The organism is Citrobacter sp. Cu096 (assembly GCF_030332285.1).
Taxonomy (GTDB): domain Bacteria; phylum Pseudomonadota; class Gammaproteobacteria; order Enterobacterales; family Enterobacteriaceae; genus Citrobacter; species Citrobacter meridianamericanus.
The window spans coordinates 22,559-40,568 of the sequence record NZ_JAOWID010000024.1 but is presented as its reverse complement, the minus strand read 5'-3'; the positions used below and the strand labels follow the sequence as shown (position 1 = coordinate 40,568).

Genomic DNA, 18,010 nt, shown 5'->3' with positions numbered 1-18,010 from the left:
GCGGCGGGAGTAATCCCGCCTTTTCTCATCTGTTCTAACAATCAGTATTCCCACGTTTCCGGGTTGATACCCAGTTCACGCATGATTACCTTTGCTTCTTCCGGGATTTCATCACTGCGCTCTTTACGCAGGTCTTCATCGTTGGGTAATGGTTGCCCGGTAAAAGCATGCAGAAACGCTTCACACAGCAGTTCGCTGTTGGTGGCGTGGCGCAGGTTGTTGACCTGACGACGCGTGCGTTCATCGGTAAGGATTTTTAACACCTTCAGAGGAATGGAAACCGTAATTTTTTTGACTTGCTCACTCTTCTTACCGTGCTCAGCGTATGGGCTGATATATTCGCCGCTCCATTCAGCCATGAGATACCTAATCCTCTTTGTCAGTAATAATGAGGCCGGAACCTGAGCCCGAGCCATAATTGCATTGCGCGTAGTTTACCGTAGTGGCGCGGTTGTGACACGATGTTAGCCGTCGCATGTGTGCGCTAATGCATATAATTTTAACGGCTATTTCCAGTTTGCTCAATCTATACGCAAAGAAGTTTAGATGTCCAGATGTATTGACGTCTATTGTGACAATGTTTACTCTGGTGCCTGACTTTTCACCGACTCAGCCAGGATCTCCTCAATATGACGCGTAAACAGGCCACCATCGCAGTGCGTAGCGGATTAAATGACGACGAACAGTACGGTTGCGTTGTCCCGCCAATTCACCTCTCCAGTACCTATAATTTTACCGGTTTTAATGAGCCTCGCGCCCATGACTATTCACGCCGCGGTAACCCGACGCGTGACGTCGTTCAGCGTGCGCTGGCGGAACTGGAAGGGGGGGCCGGAGCGGTACTGACCAATACCGGTATGTCGGCGATTCATCTGGTGACCACGGTATTCCTCAAGCCTGGCGATCTGCTGGTTGCACCGCACGACTGCTACGGCGGGAGCTATCGTCTGTTTGACAGTCTGGCAAAACGTGGCTGTTATCGCGTACTGTTTGTCGATCAAGGAGATGAGCAGGCATTGCAGGCGGCGCTGGCAGAAAAACCGAAGCTGGTGCTGGTAGAAAGCCCAAGCAACCCACTACTGCGCGTGGTGGATATTGCGAAAATCTGCCAACTGGCGCGTGAGGCTGGCGCGGTCAGCGTGGTAGACAACACTTTTTTAAGCCCGGCACTGCAAAATCCACTGGCATTAGGCGCCGATCTGGTGTTGCATTCATGCACGAAATATTTAAACGGTCATTCAGACGTGGTGGCTGGTGTGGTGATAGCGAAAGATCCGGAAACGGTCACTGAACTGGCATGGTGGGCGAATAATATTGGTGTGACCGGCGGCGCGTTTGATAGTTATCTGCTGTTGCGCGGCCTGCGTACTCTGTCACCGCGTATGGAGGTGGCGCAACGTAATGCTCAGGCGATTGTGGATTATCTGCAAACTCAGCCGCTGGTGAAAAAATTGTATCACCCGTCATTGCCGGATAACCAGGGCCATGAGATTGCCGCGCGCCAGCAAAAAGGGTTTGGCGCGATGTTGAGTTTTGAACTGGATGGCGATGAGCAAACGCTGCGTCGCTTCCTGGGCGGGTTGTCATTGTTTACGCTGGCGGAATCGTTAGGGGGCGTTGAAAGTCTGATCTCCCACGCTGCAACCATGACACACGCGGGTATGGCGCCAGAAGCGCGTGCTGCTGCCGGGATTTCGGAAACGCTGTTGCGTATCTCCACCGGTATTGAAGATGGCGAAGATTTAATTGCCGACCTGGAAAATGGCTTCCGGGCTGCAAACAAGGGGTAAACATGAGTGTGATTGCGCAGGCAGGGACGAAGGGTCGTCAACTGCACAAATTTGGTGGTAGTAGTCTGGCTGATGTGAAATGTTATCTGCGTGTCGCAGGCATTATGGCGGAGTACTCGCAGCCCGATGACATGATGGTTGTTTCAGCCGCAGGCAGTACCACTAACCAGTTGATTAGCTGGCTGAAGTTAAGCCAGACCGATCGTCTCTCTGCGCATCAGGTTCAACAGGCGTTACGTCGCTATCAAAGCGAGCTTATTAGCGGTTTGTTACCCCCCGAGGTGGCGGATGGGTTGATCGGCGCGTTTATTCACGATCTGGAACGCCTGGCCGGGTTACTCGACAGCGGCGTGAACGATGCCGTCTATGCTGAAGTCGTCGGGCATGGCGAGGTGTGGTCCGCACGTTTGATGTCTGCCGTTCTTAACCAACAAGGGCTGGAGTCGGCCTGGCTGGATGCGCGCGATTTTTTACGTGCTGAACGCGGCGCTCAGCCGCAGGTGGATGAAGGTCTTTCTTACCCATTATTGCAGCAACTGCTGGCGCAGCATCCGGGTAAGCGCCTGGTAGTAACAGGCTTCATTAGCCGCAGTAATGCGGGTGAAACGGTACTGCTGGGGCGTAACGGCTCGGACTACTCGGCGACGCAGGTTGGCGCGCTGGCAGGTGTTTCCCGCGTCACTATCTGGAGCGACGTTGCCGGGGTATATAGCGCTGACCCGCGTAAAGTGAAAGATGCGTGCCTGCTGCCGCTGCTGCGTCTGGATGAAGCCAGCGAGTTGGCGCGTCTAGCGGCACCGGTTCTGCATGCCCGCACCTTACAGCCGGTTTCCGGCAGCGATATCGACCTCCAGTTGCGTTGTAGCTACACGCCGGATCAGGGATCGACGCGTATTGAACGCGTACTGGCTTCTGGTACCGGGGCGCGTATTGTGACCAGCCATGACGACGTCTGCCTGATTGAGTTTCAGGTTCCTGCCAGCCAGGACTTTAAGCTGGCACATAAGGATATTGACCAGATCCTGAAGCGTGCCCAAGTGCGTCCGCTGGCGGTGGGCGTGCATCCTGACCGCCAACTGCTGCAATTTTGCTACACCTCCGAAGTTGCCGACGGCGCGCTGAAAATTCTTGATGAAGCAGGCCTGCCTGGTGAGCTACGCCTGCGTCAGGGGCTGGCGTTGGTGGCGATGGTTGGGGCGGGCGTGACGCGTAATCCGCTGCATTGCCACCGTTTCTGGCAACAGCTGAAAGGTCAGCCGGTTGAATTTACCTGGCAATCGGAAGAGGGCATCAGCCTGGTCGCGGTATTGCGTACCGGGCCGACGGAGAGTTTGATCCAGGGGCTACATCAGTCAATCTTCCGTGCTGAAAAACGCATCGGTCTGGTGCTGTTCGGCAAAGGCAATATTGGGTCACGCTGGCTGGAGCTGTTTGCCCGCGAGCAGAGCACGCTTTCTGCGCGCACCGGATTAGAGTTTGTGCTGGCAGGTGTGGTTGATAGTCGTCGTAGCCTGCTTAATTATGAAGGGCTGGATGCCAGCCGTGCGTTGGCCTTTTTTGATGACGAGGCGGTAGAACAGGATGAGGAATCATTATTCTTGTGGATGCGCGCCCATCCGTATGATGATTTAGTGGTGCTGGACGTCACTGCCAGCGAGCAACTGGCAGATCAATATCTGGATTTTGCCAGTCATGGCTTCCACGTCATCAGCGCCAACAAACTGGCAGGGGCGAGCAGCAGTAATAATTACCGCCAGATTCATGATGCCTTCGAAAAGACGGGTCGCCACTGGCTGTATAACGCCACCGTAGGCGCAGGCTTACCGATCAACCATACCGTGCGCGATCTGATTGATAGTGGCGATACCATTCTGTCGATCAGCGGGATCTTCTCCGGCACGTTGTCGTGGCTGTTCCTGCAATTTGATGGCACGGTCCCGTTCACCGATCTGGTTGATCAGGCATGGCAGCAGGGTCTGACTGAGCCTGACCCGCGCGTGGATCTTTCGGGTAAAGATGTGATGCGTAAGCTGGTGATCCTGGCGCGTGAGGCAGGATATGACATCGAACCGGACCAGGTACGCGTGGAGTCACTGGTGCCTGTGCACTGTGAAGAAGGCTCCATTGACCATTTCTTTGAAAATGGCGATGAGCTGAACGAACAGATGGTGCAACGCCTGGAAGCGGCCCGTGAAATGGGGCTGGTGCTGCGCTATGTAGCGCGTTTTGACGCTAACGGAAAAGCACGCGTTGGTGTTGAAGCGGTACGCCCTGAGCACCCGCTGGCGGCGCTGTTGCCGTGCGATAACGTGTTTGCCATTGAAAGCCGTTGGTATCGCGACAACCCGCTGGTGATCCGTGGGCCGGGCGCGGGCCGTGATGTTACCGCTGGGGCGATTCAGTCTGACATCAACCGTCTGGCGCAACTGCTGTAGTTTTTGTTGCCGGATAAAATGCGTCAGTATTACTATCCGGCAGCATTACCGTTTATCAATGAGGGCGTTGTATTTCCCTGTCAGCGCTCTTATCGCCTGAAAAACAGAATGGGCAGAGTAACGGGCACTGCACTGAAATTCCGTCTGTTGCCGCAACCAGTCGAGAAAATTACGGCCTGCCGACAGAGTTATTGATATCCCTTTTTCAACGTGCCCCTCTGTTAGCAGACATACCATTTTACGATTACTGCCTTGCTCCAAAATCTGCCATTGGTTCTGCCACCATCCCTGGTCCGTTTTACCCCGGAGTTGCCAGGGTAATGTGCATTTATTGTCATTTATCTCTTCATCTATAAACCACAGCGATGCGTGACGATTACGAAACGATTCTGCCCAAGCGGTGATTGTCGCGCCGCGTAGAAAACATTCGTGAGAGATAATGTGTGTTTTTACCTCTGGCCAGAGGTGACTTAGTATGCGGAAATGCCCGTGTGCGGTAATGACCGGACGTAAAACCGCGCCGTTGGCGCTCCGTTTGAGCATGGCGCTACCGTACTGGATTTCATCAAACTGGCTACGGCGTAAAAACAGGGTTTCCCGCTGTCTTACTCGCTCAACGATATCGTCATGAATGACTTCGGGTTCAACATTGTCACGCCAGCGGTATCGTAATGAATCCCCTACGAGATGGGGCGTGAAATTACTGGAAATATGCAAAACATTGCCACGAATAGCATCAAAACTGAATAATACATAAAGTTTCTGCTCGGTGCAGGCTCCCTGAAAAGGGACGATTAAGGGAACTGTTGCTATTTGTTCTGGTGGAACAATGGTGGCGAGCGGCTGCTGCTTTGGCGTCCAGACCTTTTTGCAGCTCCGGCACTGAACGCGTTGGCTGCCCTGGGGATTATGCCCATAGCGGATGGTTTCTCGCTGATAACAACGTGGGCAAAAATGACCGCTTTTGGCGGCAAAATCCGTTAAATATTCCGACAACCAGCTACGAAACTGTTCCTCATTAAACAACGGGGGATAACTGCCGCATACCCGGCAATGCAGTGCAGCATAACCCAACCGATACTCTGGCCAGCTGTAATCTGGTGAGCTCGCCAGCCCCAGATTTTTGCAGCCAAAAGACTTACAGCAATTGATGGTGAACAGCGACGTCATCGTATTACCAACGATTTTTAATGGTCGTTGATTTTGACCTGCAACTATCACAGCTGGATGTGAGTTTTCTCACATAAAAAAACCTTTCAGAACGTAACGTAGCGATTCTTTATATGACTGAAAGGGATTGATTATGAAGTTAAAAATGCTTGCTGTTGGTGTTCTGGTATCACTGCCGTTATGGGCATCGGCAAAAGATGTCACGATTATCTACACCAACGATCTTCACGCCCACGTTGAGCCTTATAAGGTCCCATGGATTGCCAATGGCGCACGCGATATTGGCGGTTGGGCCAATATCGCCACGATGGTGAAGCAGGAGAAAGCGAAAAATAGCGCCACCTGGTTTTTTGATGCGGGCGACTACTTTACGGGCCCTTACATCAGCAGTCTGACTAAGGGTAAGGCGATTATCGATATCATGAACACCATGAATTTTGATGCTGTCACAATAGGTAATCATGAATTCGATCACGGTTGGGACAATACGCTGCTGCAGCTGAGTCAGGCGAAATTCCCCATTGTGCAGGGTAATATCTTTTATCAAAACAGCAGCAAAATGTTCTGGGATAAGCCTTACACCATTATTGAAAAAGATGGTGTGAAGGTTGGCGTGATTGGCCTGCACGGCGTATTTGCTTTTGATGATACGGTTTCCGCTGCGACACGTGTCGGTATTGAAGCGCGGGATGAAGTGAAGTGGTTGCAACGCTATATTGATGAGCTCAAAGGTAAAGTCGATCTCACTGTGGCGTTGATCCATGAAGGCACTCCAGCACGTCAGTCCAGTCTGGGTGGTACTGATGTGCGTCGTGCGCTGGATAAAGACATCCAGACCGCAGGCCAGGTGCAGGGGCTGGATATCCTGATTACCGGCCATGCGCATGTTGGCACGCCGGAGCCGATTAAAGTCGGTAACACCCTGATTCTTTCTACCGACAGCGGCGGTATTGATGTGGGTAAACTGGTGCTGGATTATCAGCAGAAACCGCATCGATTGACCGTGAAGAACTTCGAGCTGAAGACCATTTTTGCTGATGAATGGCAGCCAGACCCACAGACGAAACAGGTCATTGATGGCTGGAATAAAAAGCTCGATAAAGTGGTACAACAGACGGTTGCAAACTCTCCGGTTGAGCTGACGCGTGCTTACGGAGAATCTTCTTCGTTGGGCAATCTGGCGGCGGATGCACTGTTGGCGGCGGCGGGTAAAGATACCCAGTTGGCGCTCACTAACTCAGGCGGGATCCGGAATGAAATCCCAGCGGGTGCTATCACGATGGGTGCAGTCATTAGCACCTTCCCGTTCCCAAATGAGCTGGCTACGATGGAACTCACCGGTAAGCAGTTGCGTGGCTTGATGGAGCACGGTGCGGGTTTAAGCAACGGTGTATTGCAGGTGTCCAAAGGACTGGAGATGAAGTATGACAGCAGTAAACCGGTCGGCCAGCGAGTCACCGTATTAACGTTAAACGGTAAACCGATTGAGGACGCCACGGTTTATCACATAGCCACCAATAGCTTCCTGGCAGACGGTGGTGATGGTTTTACGGCATTTACCGAAGGTAAAGCGCGAAATACCTCCGGCGGTTATTATGTCTCTAATGCTGTCGTTGATTACTTCAAAGCGGGAAATACGCTGACGGATGAGCAGATTAAAAGCATGCGTGTGGCAGATGTGAAACCATAGTGAGCTCAGGCCAGCAGATAATCCGCTGGCCTGTTGTTTTAGCCTCTGTGAGAGGCAAACACCTCTTTCGCGGCGAATAAACCATTGAGAGCTGCAGGGAAGCCGGCATATACGGCCATCTGCATAATCACTTCAACGATCTCATCCTGCGTTAAACCAACGTGTAATGCCGCGCCAATATGCACTTTCAATTGTGGGGCGGCATTGCCCATGGCCGTTAACGCTGCGATGGTGGCAATTTCCCGGCTGCGCAGATCCAGACCTGGCCGTGCGTAGATGTCGCCAAACGGAAATTCCAGCAGGTAGCGGGCAAAATCCGGCGCGATTTCCTTCAGGCTCTCAACGACGGCCTCTCCCCCTTTACCATCTACCTGTTGCAGCATTTTCTGGCCAGTAACAAAACGTTCTGATTCCATGATTTTCCCCTCGTAGGTGTGGCGTATGGCGAGAGAATAGGGGGCGTAGAATGATTTGGATAATACCGTTTCCGTGATACCTTTTCGGTATGACAACATCGCCATTACACTCTCTGGATATTCGTCTGCTGCGTTACTTTGCCGTTGTGGCACAAGAGAACAATATGAGCCGCGCGGCGCAGCGTTTGTTCATGTCGCAGCCGCCGTTGAGCCGCCACATTCGGCAGCTTGAAGATCGCCTGGGGGTCACGCTTTTTGTCCGTCATACCCGTGGATTAACGCTGACGGAGGACGGCCAGCGCGTACTTGAAATGGTGCGCCCGCTGCTTGATCTCCAGGACAAAACCTACGTTGCGTTGAGTCAGTTAACGCAAGCCGGGGAGCCATCTCTGCGCTTAGGGCTAAGTACGGCATTTGAACAGGGCGTTTTTGCTGCGCTTGAGTCACAGCTGACTACGCATGTGCAGAAGCGACATATTGTCCGTCATGGTTCGCCTGAACTGGCGCGCCAGGTGCGTCGTGGAAAACTGGATGCCGCGCTGGTGGCGCTACCGCTTGAGACCTCGGGGCTTAGCGTCACGCCACTTGGCTGGCAAGAATCGTTGATCGTCGCCTTACCCGCGTTCTGGCCAGAAGCGGCGCTGCCTTCGCTCTCGTTAACGTCGCTAAGCCACCGACCGCTGTTCTGGTTCAAACGTGAACGTAACCCTGCCTATTTTGATTACACCCGACACATTTTTAGTCGTGCCGGTTATTCTCCTGCCTGTATTGAAGAACCGCTGGAACATGACGTGTTGTTGGCGCGGATCGCGCAGGGTGACGGTCTGAGCCTGCTTCCTGCCTCCTTTTCCGCAATCCAACGTCGGGGGGTGATATTCCTGCCGCTTACCGATAGCGAATTGCGTATCAGTACGGGATTGGTGATGTTGCCTGAAAACGTAAAAAAATTAGAGTGGCTGCAGACGGTCATGATGCAATCCCTCATCAATTCAGACTGATGTGAATTTTTTTCACGTTGGCTGAGTATTCCTCACCTTTGGCGATGATTTTTGTGTTGACGCCAGCATGCTTTTCCGTCATTTTTACATCTAGACGTCTAAACGTATAGCAGTTCACAACACAACATATAACGACAAAAGATTGATGAGGTAAGGTATGAGCTTTTTTCACGCCAACCAGCGGGAAGCCCTGAATCAGAGCCTGGCAGAAGTTGCCGGTCAGATTAACGTTTCATTTGAGTTTTTCCCGCCGCGCACCAGTGAAATGGAGCAAACCCTGTGGAACTCCATCGATCGCCTGAGCAGCCTGAAGCCGAAGTTTGTTTCAGTCACTTACGGTGCAAACTCTGGTGAGCGCGACCGTACGCACAGCATTATTAAAGGTATTAAGGATCGCACGGGTCTTGAAGCAGCGCCGCACCTGACCTGCATTGATGCGACCCGTGATGAGCTGCGTACTATTGCTCAGGACTACTGGAATAACGGTATTCGTCATATTGTTGCCCTGCGTGGTGACCTGCCGCCGGGAAGCGGTAAACCGGATATGTATGCTTCTGACCTGGTGACACTGCTGAAAGACGTTGCAGACTTTGATATCTCCGTTGCGGCTTACCCGGAAGTGCACCCGGAAGCGAAGAGTGCTCAGGCTGATTTGCTGAATCTGAAGCGCAAGGTTGATGCCGGTGCGAACCGTGCGATCACTCAGTTTTTCTTCGATGTAGAAAGCTATCTGCGTTTTCGAGATCGCTGCGTGTCTGCGGGAATCGATGTGGAAATTATTCCTGGCATCTTGCCGGTATCTAACTTCAAGCAGGCGAAAAAATTTGCCGACATGACCAACGTCCGCATTCCGGCGTGGATGTCGACCATGTTTGATGGTCTTGACGATGACGCGGAAACCCGCAAGTTGGTGGGTGCCAATATCGCCATGGACATGGTGAAGATTCTCAGCCGCGAAGGGGTGAAAGATTTTCACTTCTATACTCTCAACCGTGCCGAGATGAGCTACGCTATTTGTCATACACTGGGTGTAAGACCGAACTAAACAGATACTCAGCCCTCTACGGAGGGCTTTTTTTGATCATTTTGATCTACATCTCTGTAACGCAAAATATAAAAGGAATTAGCTATCGAATCTGTGGGTTATTTCGACTATATCTTATCTCTGGTGGTGTATATCGTAGTCAGAACACTGTAAAGGGAGCATATAGATGAGCATGTCCGACGATAGCCAAAACGCATCAACTGCCGGTAAGTGTCCTTTTCATCAGGGCGGTCACGACCAGAGCGCGGGAGCTGGAACGAACAACCGCGACTGGTGGCCAAATCAACTGCGCGTTGATCTTTTAAACCAACATTCCAACCGTTCTAACCCGCTGGGTGAGGACTTCGACTACCGCAAAGAATTTAGCAAACTCGACTACTCTGCCCTGAAAGGGGATCTCAGAGCCCTTCTGTCCGAATCTCAACCGTGGTGGCCAGCTGACTGGGGAACCTATGCCGGATTGTTTATCCGCATGGCATGGCACGGTGCAGGGACCTATCGCTCTATTGATGGACGCGGTGGCGCGGGTCGCGGACAGCAGCGTTTTGCACCACTAAATTCCTGGCCGGATAACGTTAGCCTTGATAAAGCGCGTCGTCTGCTGTGGCCAATTAAGCAAAAATATGGTCAGAAGATTTCCTGGGCTGACCTGTTTATCCTCGCGGGTAACGTGGCGCTGGAAAACTCAGGCTTTCGTACCTTTGGCTTTGGTGCCGGTCGTGAAGATGTCTGGGAACCGGATCTCGACGTAAACTGGGGTGATGAAAAAGCCTGGCTGACCCACCGTCACCCGGAAGAGCTGGCCAAGGCGCCGCTGGGCGCAACCGAAATGGGTCTTATCTATGTGAACCCGGAAGGGCCGGACCATAGCGGCGAACCGCTTTCAGCGGCAGCGGCTATTCGCGCGACCTTCGGTAACATGGGAATGAACGACGAAGAAACCGTAGCGCTGATTGGTGGCGGTCATACGTTGGGTAAAACCCACGGGGCTGCACCGGCATCGCATGTTGGTGCCGATCCAGAATCCGCACCGATTGAAGCGCAGGGCCTGGGCTGGGCCAGCAGCTACGGCAGCGGCGCGGGTGCGGATGCCATTACATCCGGTCTGGAAGTGGTCTGGACGCAGACGCCAACCCAATGGAGCAACTATTTCTTCGAGAACCTGTTCAAATATGAGTGGGTACAAACTCGCAGTCCGGCAGGCGCTATTCAGTTTGAAGCGGTTGATGCGCCAGAAATTATTCCCGATCCGTTTGATCCGTCGAAAAAACGTAAGCCGACGATGCTGGTTACCGACCTGACGCTGCGTTTCGATCCTGAGTTCGAGAAAATCTCCCGCCGTTTCCTGAACGATCCGCAGGCGTTCAACGAAGCGTTTGCTCGTGCGTGGTTTAAACTGACGCACCGTGATATGGGGCCAAAAGCGCGTTACATCGGACCGGAAGTGCCAAAAGAAGATCTGATTTGGCAAGATCCGCTGCCGCATGCGTTCTTCAACCCAAGCGAAGAAGATATCCTGAAACTGAAGGCGACCATCGCTGCTTCCGGGCTGTCCGTGGGCGAACTGGTATCGGTAGCATGGGCTTCGGCATCGACTTTCCGCGGTGGAGATAAGCGTGGCGGCGCTAACGGTGCGCGTCTGGCACTGGACCCACAGCGCGGCTGGGATGTGAATGCCACCGCGGCACGCGTTCTGCCTGTGCTGGAAGGGATTTATAAGTCTGCCCATACCGCCTCGTTGGCCGATATTATCGTGCTGGCCGGTGTGGTCGGTGTCGAGCAGGCGGCTAGCGCTGCGGGAGTCAGCATTAAGGTACCTTTTGCGCCGGGTCGTGTGGATGCGCGTCAGGATCAAACAGATATTGAGATGTTTGAGCTGCTTGAGCCGATTGCTGACGGTTTCCGTAACTATCGCGCCCGTCCTGACGTATCGACCACCGAGTCGCTGCTGATCGATAAAGCGCAACAGCTGACGCTGACCGCACCGGAAATGACCGTGCTGGTGGGTGGTATGCGCGTACTGGGCACCAACTTTGATGGTAGCCAGCACGGCGTCTTTACCGATCGTCCTGGCGTACTCAGCACTGACTTCTTCGTCAATCTGCTGGATATGCGTCATGAGTGGAAGGCGGTTGATGAGTCAAAAGAGCTGTTTGAAGGTCGTGACCGTCTGAGCGGCGAAGTAAAATACACCGCAACTCGCGCCGATCTGGTGTTTGGTTCTAACTCTGTGCTGCGCGCAGTGGCTGAAGTCTATGCCTGTAGCGATGCCCACGAGAAGTTCGTGAGAGATTTCGTTGCCGCATGGGTGAAAGTGATGAACCTGGATCGTTTCGATCTGCTGTAACAGACGATGCCGGATGCTGCTTGCGCGGGTCCGGCATGGTAGGAATAAAAAATCCCCGCATTTGCGGGGATTTTTATTGGCAGGTTATTCCCACTCTTGCAGGTAACGTTGGCCGTACTGGTCGGCCACCAACAGGGCAGCATACACCTGATCTGGGGTTGCGCCGCCAGGCATGTTGTGGATGGTTTCGCCTTCTGCACAAGCGGCTTCTGCCACAATGCGCATTTTCGTCGGGATATCCTGTTTGATATCCAGCTGCGCCAGCGTAATTGGCAAACCAACTGAATGGCACAGCGCCGCAACGGTTTCAATTTCATCGACCGGCGCGTTTTCCAGCACCAGTTGCGTCAGCGTACCGAAAGCCACTTTTTCACCGTGGTAGTAGTGGTGCGCATCCGGGATTGCCGTCAGTCCATTATGAATGGCGTGTGCCGCAGCCAGACCACCGCTTTCAAAACCGACGCCGCTCAGATAGGTATTGGCCTCAATCACACGCTCCAGCGCAGGCGTGACCACATGCTGCTCGGCGGCCAGCATCGCTTTTTCACCTTCTTCTATCAGCGTATTAAAGCACAGCTCAGCCAGCGCCAACGCCGCCTGAGTACATTGACCGCCTGCCATGGTGGTGGCACCGCTGCGCGAACAGGCGCGTGCTTCGAACCAGGTCGCCAGCGCATCGCCAATACCCGCGGCTAACAGACGCGCCGGTGCGCCCGCGACAATTTTAGTATCAACAATGACCCTGTCCGGGTTGTTCGGCAGCAACAAATAGCGGTCGAATTCACCCGCGTCGGTGTAAATAACGGACAGCGCGCTACACGGTGCATCGGTGGAAGCGATGGTTGGCGCAATGGCGACAGGCACGCTCATAAAGTGCGCCAGCGCTTTGGCGGTATCCAGCGTTTTACCGCCGCCAATACCGAGTACTGCGCCACATTGCGCTTTTTCCGCTACGCCGCGCAGACGGTCGATTTCGTTTTGTGAACACTCGCCGCCAAATGGTGCAATCTCCAGCGTCAGTCCGGCATCCTGGAAGCTTTTTTCCAGTGCTGGTTGGGCGAAGCCTAAGACAAACTTGTCCCCAACGACCAGCCAGCGCTCTGCCAGTGGTTTGAGGTAGCTGCCAAGACGGGTAATAACATCGGCACCCTGGATGTACTTACCAGGCGATTGAATAATGCGATCCATACTTTATTTACCTCACAGGTTGATGTGACCAAATGCGTTGTTCCAGTCCTGCTCAAACTTCTCTATTGCTGACTCTACCGCAGGGGTATTGAGCATTTGTTGCGCTACGTCTAATGGCAGAGTGATTGCTTCACATCCTGCCAGCAAGCAATCCAGCGCCTGACGCGGAGTTTTAAAGCTGGCCGCCAGTACCATGCTGTTTGGCGCATGCAGTTCCAGCAATGTTTGCAGTTCTTGTACCGTGCGAATTCCATCGCCGCCCTGAGCATCAATACGGTTAACGTAAGGCGCGACGTATTTAGCTCCCGCCAGCGCTGCCAGCAGCCCTTGAGAGGCGCTGTACACAGCGGTTCCCAGCGTGGTGATACCTTCCTTTTTCAGCATCTTGATTGCGGCCAGACCTTCAGACGTTACGGGGATTTTCACTACCAGGCCGGGTATAGCGTGACTCAACCGTTTGGCTTCCTCCACCATGCCCTGCGCGTCGCGGCTCATAGTTTGGGCAAACAGAATGCTCTCTTTGCCAATGGCGTTTTGCAGGCGCGGCAGCACATCCCAGATGGATTCTTTGCTTGCTGCCACAATGCTTGGGTTGGTGGTGACACCCGCGATAGGAAAGATGCGTGCCAGACGTTCAACTTCCGCGACGTTGGCGGTATCAAGGTAAAGTTCCATACAAAAACACCCTCTTTAAAGTTCAAGTTCATGTTGCAGCAGGCTGGCGATAGCCTCGGCAGAGGCGGCGTTAACCAGCGCGTTGCGGAATTCTTCGTGCATAATGCGGCGTGCCAGGCGCGAGAAGATACGCATATGCTGGTCACCTGCGGCGTGCTTGTTGAGCGTCAGCATAATGATGAACTGCGCATCGTCATCGCCCCAGCGTACCGGTGCTTTAAGGCGCGCCACGCTGATGGTCGACTGCTCAATATGTTCAGATTTGCTGTGTGGAATGGCAAAGCTAAAGCCCAGACCCGTGGAGAACACCGCTTCGCGAGCCCACAGATCGGTCTCCAGCTTGCGCGGGTAACGGCAGCGATTGGCCAGCAGCAGATTGTCGGTCATGCCTTTAATGACCTCTTCTTTGCTGCGCCAGTCGCTATCCAGTGTGATGCACTCGGCGGTAACCAGAGGCGTATCCTGTTGGGTCATGCGGAACTGGGCCAGCAGATGTTCCACTTCGAGTGAGGTGCGACAGGCCATCGCCTGATTCAGCAACTGACGGCAGGCGCGGCTGTCGAGTTGCGCCATGCGTGCTTTAGCGGCGGGAATTGACGGGGCGCTCATGCTGATCTCGTCCAGCCCCAATCCGATCAGCAGGGGTAGCACTGAACCTTTGGCGCCCAATTCGCCGCACAGGCCAATCCATTTTCCTTGACGATGTACCGCCTGCACGGCGAAATCCAGTGCGCGCAGGAAGGCCGGATTCAGGCTGTTGTAGTGGCGGGTGACTTTGGCGTTGTCGCGGTCGACCGCCAGCAGATATTGCGTCAGGTCATTGCTGCCAATACTAAAGAAATCAATCTCTTCACAGCATTGATCAATGATGAACATCACTGAAGGAACCTCCAGCATAATGCCAAGCTGGATCTTCTCATCAAACGGGATGTGTTCATTACGCAGCTGCTGTTTGGCTTCAGCCAGTTTCTCTTTGACCCACAGGATCTCTTCCATCGAGGAGATCATCGGGATCATGATTTTCAGGCTACCGTGGGCCGATGCGCGGAGGATTGAGCGCAACTGGGTGGTGAACAGCGCGGCATATTCTTCATAGATACGCACCGCACGATAGCCGAGAAACGGGTTGGCTTCGGCAGGAATATTCAGGTAATCAACGGGTTTATCACCACCGATATCCATGGTGCGTACAATAATGCTGCGCCCCTGTGCAGGCTCCAGCGCCTGGCAGAAAATGTTGTATAGCTCATTTTCATTCGGGGCGCAGGAACGGTCCATATAAAGCATTTCTGTACGGAATAACCCAACCGCTTCGGCACCGTTACCAAAGGCGGATTGCGCCTCCACGGAGTGGGCGATGTTAGCGGCGACTTCCATGCGGATGCCATCCGTCGTACGCGCCTCCTGGGTCAGCCAGATACGTTGCTGTTCACGCAGAGCATTTTGTACACGCATTTCCTGCTGATAGTAACGTACGACGGGTTCATCTGGTGCAACGATAATCGCGCCTGCGTTCCCATCGATATAAACCATTTTCTGCAGCCATGGCGTCAAGACTTCAATATCTACGCCAACCAGCGTAGGAATGTTGAATGAGCGGGCGAGAATCACCGTGTGCGAGGTTGTACCGCCGCTTTTCAACAACAAGCCTTTCAGCAGTGTTTTGTCCAGTTCGAGGAACTGGCTGGGTGTGAGTTCACCAGCCATACAGACAGTCGGCTGGGTCAGCTTCCCCGGTGCGGGGAAACGTTGTTCGCCATAAATTTGCTGCAGGAGCTGGAAACAGACGTCGCGTACGTCCAGCGCACGTTCCTGTAAATAACTGCTGCTGGAGCGGGTGAATTCATCACAGAAATGCCCGGCGCTTTCGACAACCGCCTGAGCGCAGCTTAACCCGCGTGATACTCCGGCAAGCAGGTGCTGACGCAATGATGTATCGCCCGCCAGCGAGCGATGTGCTTCCAGAATCGCACTGGTCGCGCCGTCGCTGTCGAGCAAGCGGAATTCAAGGTTTTTCATCAGTAGCGTTAAACCGTTATCCAGCGCTGCTTGCTCGGTTTCAATGTCTTTCGCGGATGGGAGGGAATCCAGCGCGTTGAGATCCAGTGAGGAAAGCCGGTTCAGAACACCGCCTGCACTGCCGCTGCAAACGGCGCGAGCACGAAACAGCTGAGGATTCAGGTTGGTCAACGATGCGGGAAGCGGCTCCAGTTCGCTGTTTTTGATCTCCGCCAGCGGCGCATCACAGTGTGGAAACTCATCACGCAGCCACTGGCTCAGTCGCTGATGGGCAGCCAGCTCATCAGCGCCTGAAATCAACAGCTTGCAGCTATCGCCAGCCAGCGTGTCGGTGCCAATCAACGCGAGCGCGCTTTTGGCATTGCCCTTACGGTCGGTGCGCAGGTTATGCCACTCAATGTGTGAGGTAAACGTATTGCACAGTGTCTCAACGTGGCTTGCCGGACGGGCATGTACGCCATTGGGCAGCTCACAGGTAAATTCCACAATCAGGGCCATCGCCTCTCTCCCATAACGAGTTCTCGCTACAGGATAAAAGGGCAACGCCTGAGCTTGCCATGTGATAAATCTGCCAAAAACTGGATAAATGTAATGTAACCATCAAAGTGAGATATCCCTCACAAGTCAGTGTGTTCCTTATAAATTCCGAGAAGCCGCAAGTTATGAGGCGGATCGCATTTTTGTACTGATATTACAAAAATCCAGCAAATGGCCTTTTTATCCACTGTTTGCGTCGCTACGGATTGCCTATTGTTTTCCCCAACAACCTTATGGATATGGGCTGTAGGCAGCCCGGGAGCGACTTATGAAAGAGTTGGTGCAGATCCTGAAAAATACCCGTCAGCACCTGATGACCGGTGTTTCGCATATGATCCCTTTTGTCGTGGCGGGTGGTATTTTACTGGCGGTCTCCGTCATGCTGTATGGCAAGGGCGCGGTACCGGACGCCGCAACGGATCCTAATCTCAAGAAGCTGTTTGATATTGGCGTTGCAGGGCTGACGCTGATGGTGCCATTCCTTGCCGCGTATATCGGTTATTCCATTGCCGAGCGTTCCGCTCTGGCCCCTTGTGCGATTGGCGCATGGGTGGGAAACAGCTTCGGCGCAGGTTTTTTCGGCGCACTAATCGCCGGGATTATTGGCGGTATTGTCGTCCATTATCTGAAGAAAATCCCCGTACATAAGGTATTGCGTTCGGTAATGCCTATCTTCGTTATTCCTATTGTCGGCACGTTTATTACCGCAGGCATCATGATGTGGGGCCTGGGAGAACCCGTTGGCGCATTAACTACGAGTCTGACCGAGTGGCTGCAGGGGATGCAGCAGGGGAGCATTGTCGTGTTGGCCGTTATTTTAGGCCTCATGCTGGCATTTGATATGGGTGGTCCCGTCAACAAAGTTGCTTATGCCTTCATGCTGATTTGTGTGTCGCAAGGGGTTTATACCGTGGTCGCTATTGCCGCTGTGGGGATCTGCGTGCCTCCGTTGGGCTTAGGGCTGGCGACGCTGATTGGCCGCAAGAATTTCTCTTCTGAAGAACGTGAAGCCGGTAAAGCCGCGCTAGTGATGGGCTGCGTTGGCGTAACGGAAGGCGCGATTCCATTTGCCGCCGCCGATCCGCTGCGCGTTATCCCATCCATTATGGTTGGCTCAGCCTGTGGCACAGTAACCGCCGCCCTGTTTGGAGCGCAGTGTTATGCCGGTTGGGGTGGGCTGATTGTTCTGCCCGTTGTGGAAGGAAAACTGGGTTATATCGCGGCGGTTGCCGTTGGTGCTGTGGTGACCGCCGTGTGCGTTAACGTACTGAAAAGTCTGGCACGGAAAAAAGTGTCTCAGGTCGAGCAGAAAGAGGACGATCTGGATTTAGATTTTGAAATGAATTAAGTGAGGAAAGAGTCATGACTAAGATTATCGCAGTAACCGCATGTCCTTCTGGCGTTGCTCACACCTATATGGCAGCCGAAGCGTTAGAAAGCGCCGCTAAAGCCAAAGGTTGGGACGTAAAGGTTGAGACTCAGGGGTCGATCGGTCTGGAAAACGAACTGACCCTGGCGGATGTGGCTGAGGCCGACATGGTCATTCTGACCAAGGACATTGGTATTAAGTTTGAAGAGCGTTTTGCGGGCAAAACTATCGTTCGCGTCAACATCAGCGATGCAGTGAAACGCGCCGACGCCATCATGAACAAGATTGGCGCACACCTTGCGCAAACCGCTTAACTTTAGAATGCCCGATG

The 18,010-nt window shown here is 53.5% G+C and carries 14 protein-coding genes; 8 read left to right on the top strand and 6 right to left on the bottom strand.

Annotated features, from left to right (window positions below; genetic code table 11):
* Positions 1–41: 41 nt before the first annotated feature.
* A complete protein-coding gene (gene metJ / locus OGX99_RS10730) occupies positions 42–359 on the bottom strand; it encodes a met regulon transcriptional regulator MetJ (RefSeq protein WP_003028816.1) in 318 nt (105 codons plus the stop codon).
* A 270-nt stretch (positions 360–629) separates the two neighbouring features.
* Between metJ and metB the strand changes: the two genes are divergently transcribed.
* Together metB and metL are read left to right on the top strand one after the other, a co-directional pair.
* Entirely contained in the window at positions 630–1,790 is a 1,161-nt protein-coding gene (metB, locus tag OGX99_RS10725) for a cystathionine gamma-synthase (RefSeq protein WP_003028818.1), read from the top strand.
* A 2-nt stretch (positions 1,791–1,792) separates the two neighbouring features.
* On the top strand, positions 1,793–4,225 hold the full coding sequence (gene metL, locus OGX99_RS10720) for a bifunctional aspartate kinase/homoserine dehydrogenase II (protein ID WP_286543523.1): 2,433 nt from the start codon (positions 1,793–1,795) through the stop codon (positions 4,223–4,225).
* 45 nt (positions 4,226–4,270) lie between these two features.
* Here metL and OGX99_RS10715 read toward each other — a convergent pair whose 3' ends face one another.
* Entirely contained in the window at positions 4,271–5,395 is a 1,125-nt protein-coding gene (locus OGX99_RS10715) for a cytoplasmic protein (RefSeq protein WP_286543520.1), read from the bottom strand.
* Between the two features lie 133 nt (positions 5,396–5,528).
* Between OGX99_RS10715 and OGX99_RS10710 the strand changes: the two genes are divergently transcribed.
* Complete coding sequence (locus OGX99_RS10710) at positions 5,529–7,085, top strand: bifunctional metallophosphatase/5'-nucleotidase (protein WP_286543517.1); 1,557 nt, start codon at positions 5,529–5,531, stop codon at positions 7,083–7,085.
* Between the two features lie 38 nt (positions 7,086–7,123).
* On the opposite strand, the gene OGX99_RS10705 is transcribed toward OGX99_RS10710, so the two are convergent.
* The gene (locus OGX99_RS10705; protein ID WP_151218457.1) at positions 7,124–7,501 is read right to left on the bottom strand and encodes a carboxymuconolactone decarboxylase family protein; all 378 of its coding nucleotides are present in this window, start codon (positions 7,499–7,501) and stop codon (positions 7,124–7,126) included.
* A gap of 89 nt (positions 7,502–7,590) precedes the next feature.
* Here OGX99_RS10705 and OGX99_RS10700 point away from each other — a divergent pair, with 89 nt between their 5' ends.
* From OGX99_RS10700 to katG, 3 genes are all read left to right on the top strand, one after another.
* Complete coding sequence (locus OGX99_RS10700; RefSeq protein WP_187254036.1) at positions 7,591–8,499, top strand: LysR family transcriptional regulator; 909 nt, start codon at positions 7,591–7,593, stop codon at positions 8,497–8,499.
* A 157-nt stretch (positions 8,500–8,656) separates the two neighbouring features.
* Positions 8,657–9,544 (top strand): methylenetetrahydrofolate reductase, encoded by an 888-nt coding sequence (gene metF, locus OGX99_RS10695; RefSeq protein ID WP_003028830.1) that lies wholly within the window; start codon positions 8,657–8,659, stop codon positions 9,542–9,544.
* A gap of 166 nt (positions 9,545–9,710) precedes the next feature.
* On the top strand, positions 9,711–11,891 hold the full coding sequence (gene katG, locus OGX99_RS10690; RefSeq protein ID WP_151218458.1) for a catalase/peroxidase HPI: 2,181 nt from the start codon (positions 9,711–9,713) through the stop codon (positions 11,889–11,891).
* A gap of 84 nt (positions 11,892–11,975) precedes the next feature.
* On the opposite strand, the gene gldA is transcribed toward katG, so the two are convergent.
* Genes gldA through ptsP form a run of 3 tightly spaced genes read right to left on the bottom strand, consistent with a single transcriptional unit; the run spans position 11,976 to position 16,271 of the window.
* Positions 11,976–13,079, bottom strand: coding sequence for a bifunctional L-1,2-propanediol dehydrogenase/glycerol dehydrogenase (gldA, locus tag OGX99_RS10685; protein WP_151218459.1), 1,104 nt, complete (start codon positions 13,077–13,079; stop codon positions 11,976–11,978).
* A 12-nt stretch (positions 13,080–13,091) separates the two neighbouring features.
* Positions 13,092–13,754 carry a fructose-6-phosphate aldolase gene (gene fsa / locus OGX99_RS10680; RefSeq protein ID WP_151218460.1) on the bottom strand — a complete coding sequence of 221 codons (663 nt, stop codon included), beginning with the start codon at positions 13,752–13,754 and terminating at the stop codon, positions 13,092–13,094.
* Between the two features lie 15 nt (positions 13,755–13,769).
* Positions 13,770–16,271, bottom strand: a complete 2,502-nt coding sequence (gene ptsP, locus OGX99_RS10675; RefSeq protein WP_286543514.1) for a phosphoenolpyruvate--protein phosphotransferase — start codon at positions 16,269–16,271, stop codon at positions 13,770–13,772.
* A 307-nt stretch (positions 16,272–16,578) separates the two neighbouring features.
* Between ptsP and OGX99_RS10670 the strand changes: the two genes are divergently transcribed.
* Both OGX99_RS10670 and OGX99_RS10665 read left to right on the top strand, forming a co-directional pair.
* A complete protein-coding gene (locus OGX99_RS10670; RefSeq protein ID WP_151218462.1) occupies positions 16,579–17,658 on the top strand; it encodes a PTS fructose transporter subunit EIIC in 1,080 nt (359 codons plus the stop codon).
* 14 nt (positions 17,659–17,672) lie between these two features.
* Positions 17,673–17,993, top strand: a complete 321-nt coding sequence (locus OGX99_RS10665; protein WP_151218463.1) for a PTS fructose-like transporter subunit IIB — start codon at positions 17,673–17,675, stop codon at positions 17,991–17,993.
* The last annotated feature ends 17 nt before the right edge of the window (positions 17,994–18,010 follow it).

What these genes read in the sequence shown, in the direction of transcription:
- ptsP (WP_286543514.1), bottom strand. Translation starts at nt 16,271, where the DNA reads ATGGCCCTGATTGTGGAATTTACCTGTGAGCTGCCCAATGGCGTACAT.
- metJ (WP_003028816.1), bottom strand. Translation starts at nt 359, where the DNA reads ATGGCTGAATGGAGCGGCGAATATATCAGCCCATACGCTGAGCACGGT.
- metL (WP_286543523.1), top strand. Translation starts at nt 1,793, where the DNA reads ATGAGTGTGATTGCGCAGGCAGGGACGAAGGGTCGTCAACTGCACAAA.
- metF (WP_003028830.1), top strand. Translation starts at nt 8,657, where the DNA reads ATGAGCTTTTTTCACGCCAACCAGCGGGAAGCCCTGAATCAGAGCCTG.
- OGX99_RS10715 (WP_286543520.1), bottom strand. Translation starts at nt 5,395, where the DNA reads ATGACGTCGCTGTTCACCATCAATTGCTGTAAGTCTTTTGGCTGCAAA.
- OGX99_RS10705 (WP_151218457.1), bottom strand. Translation starts at nt 7,501, where the DNA reads ATGGAATCAGAACGTTTTGTTACTGGCCAGAAAATGCTGCAACAGGTA.
- gldA (WP_151218459.1), bottom strand. Translation starts at nt 13,079, where the DNA reads ATGGATCGCATTATTCAATCGCCTGGTAAGTACATCCAGGGTGCCGAT.
- OGX99_RS10665 (WP_151218463.1), top strand. Translation starts at nt 17,673, where the DNA reads ATGACTAAGATTATCGCAGTAACCGCATGTCCTTCTGGCGTTGCTCAC.
- OGX99_RS10700 (WP_187254036.1), top strand. Translation starts at nt 7,591, where the DNA reads ATGACAACATCGCCATTACACTCTCTGGATATTCGTCTGCTGCGTTAC.
- fsa (WP_151218460.1), bottom strand. Translation starts at nt 13,754, where the DNA reads ATGGAACTTTACCTTGATACCGCCAACGTCGCGGAAGTTGAACGTCTG.
- OGX99_RS10670 (WP_151218462.1), top strand. Translation starts at nt 16,579, where the DNA reads ATGAAAGAGTTGGTGCAGATCCTGAAAAATACCCGTCAGCACCTGATG.
- metB (WP_003028818.1), top strand. Translation starts at nt 630, where the DNA reads ATGACGCGTAAACAGGCCACCATCGCAGTGCGTAGCGGATTAAATGAC.
- katG (WP_151218458.1), top strand. Translation starts at nt 9,711, where the DNA reads ATGAGCATGTCCGACGATAGCCAAAACGCATCAACTGCCGGTAAGTGT.
- OGX99_RS10710 (WP_286543517.1), top strand. Translation starts at nt 5,529, where the DNA reads ATGAAGTTAAAAATGCTTGCTGTTGGTGTTCTGGTATCACTGCCGTTA.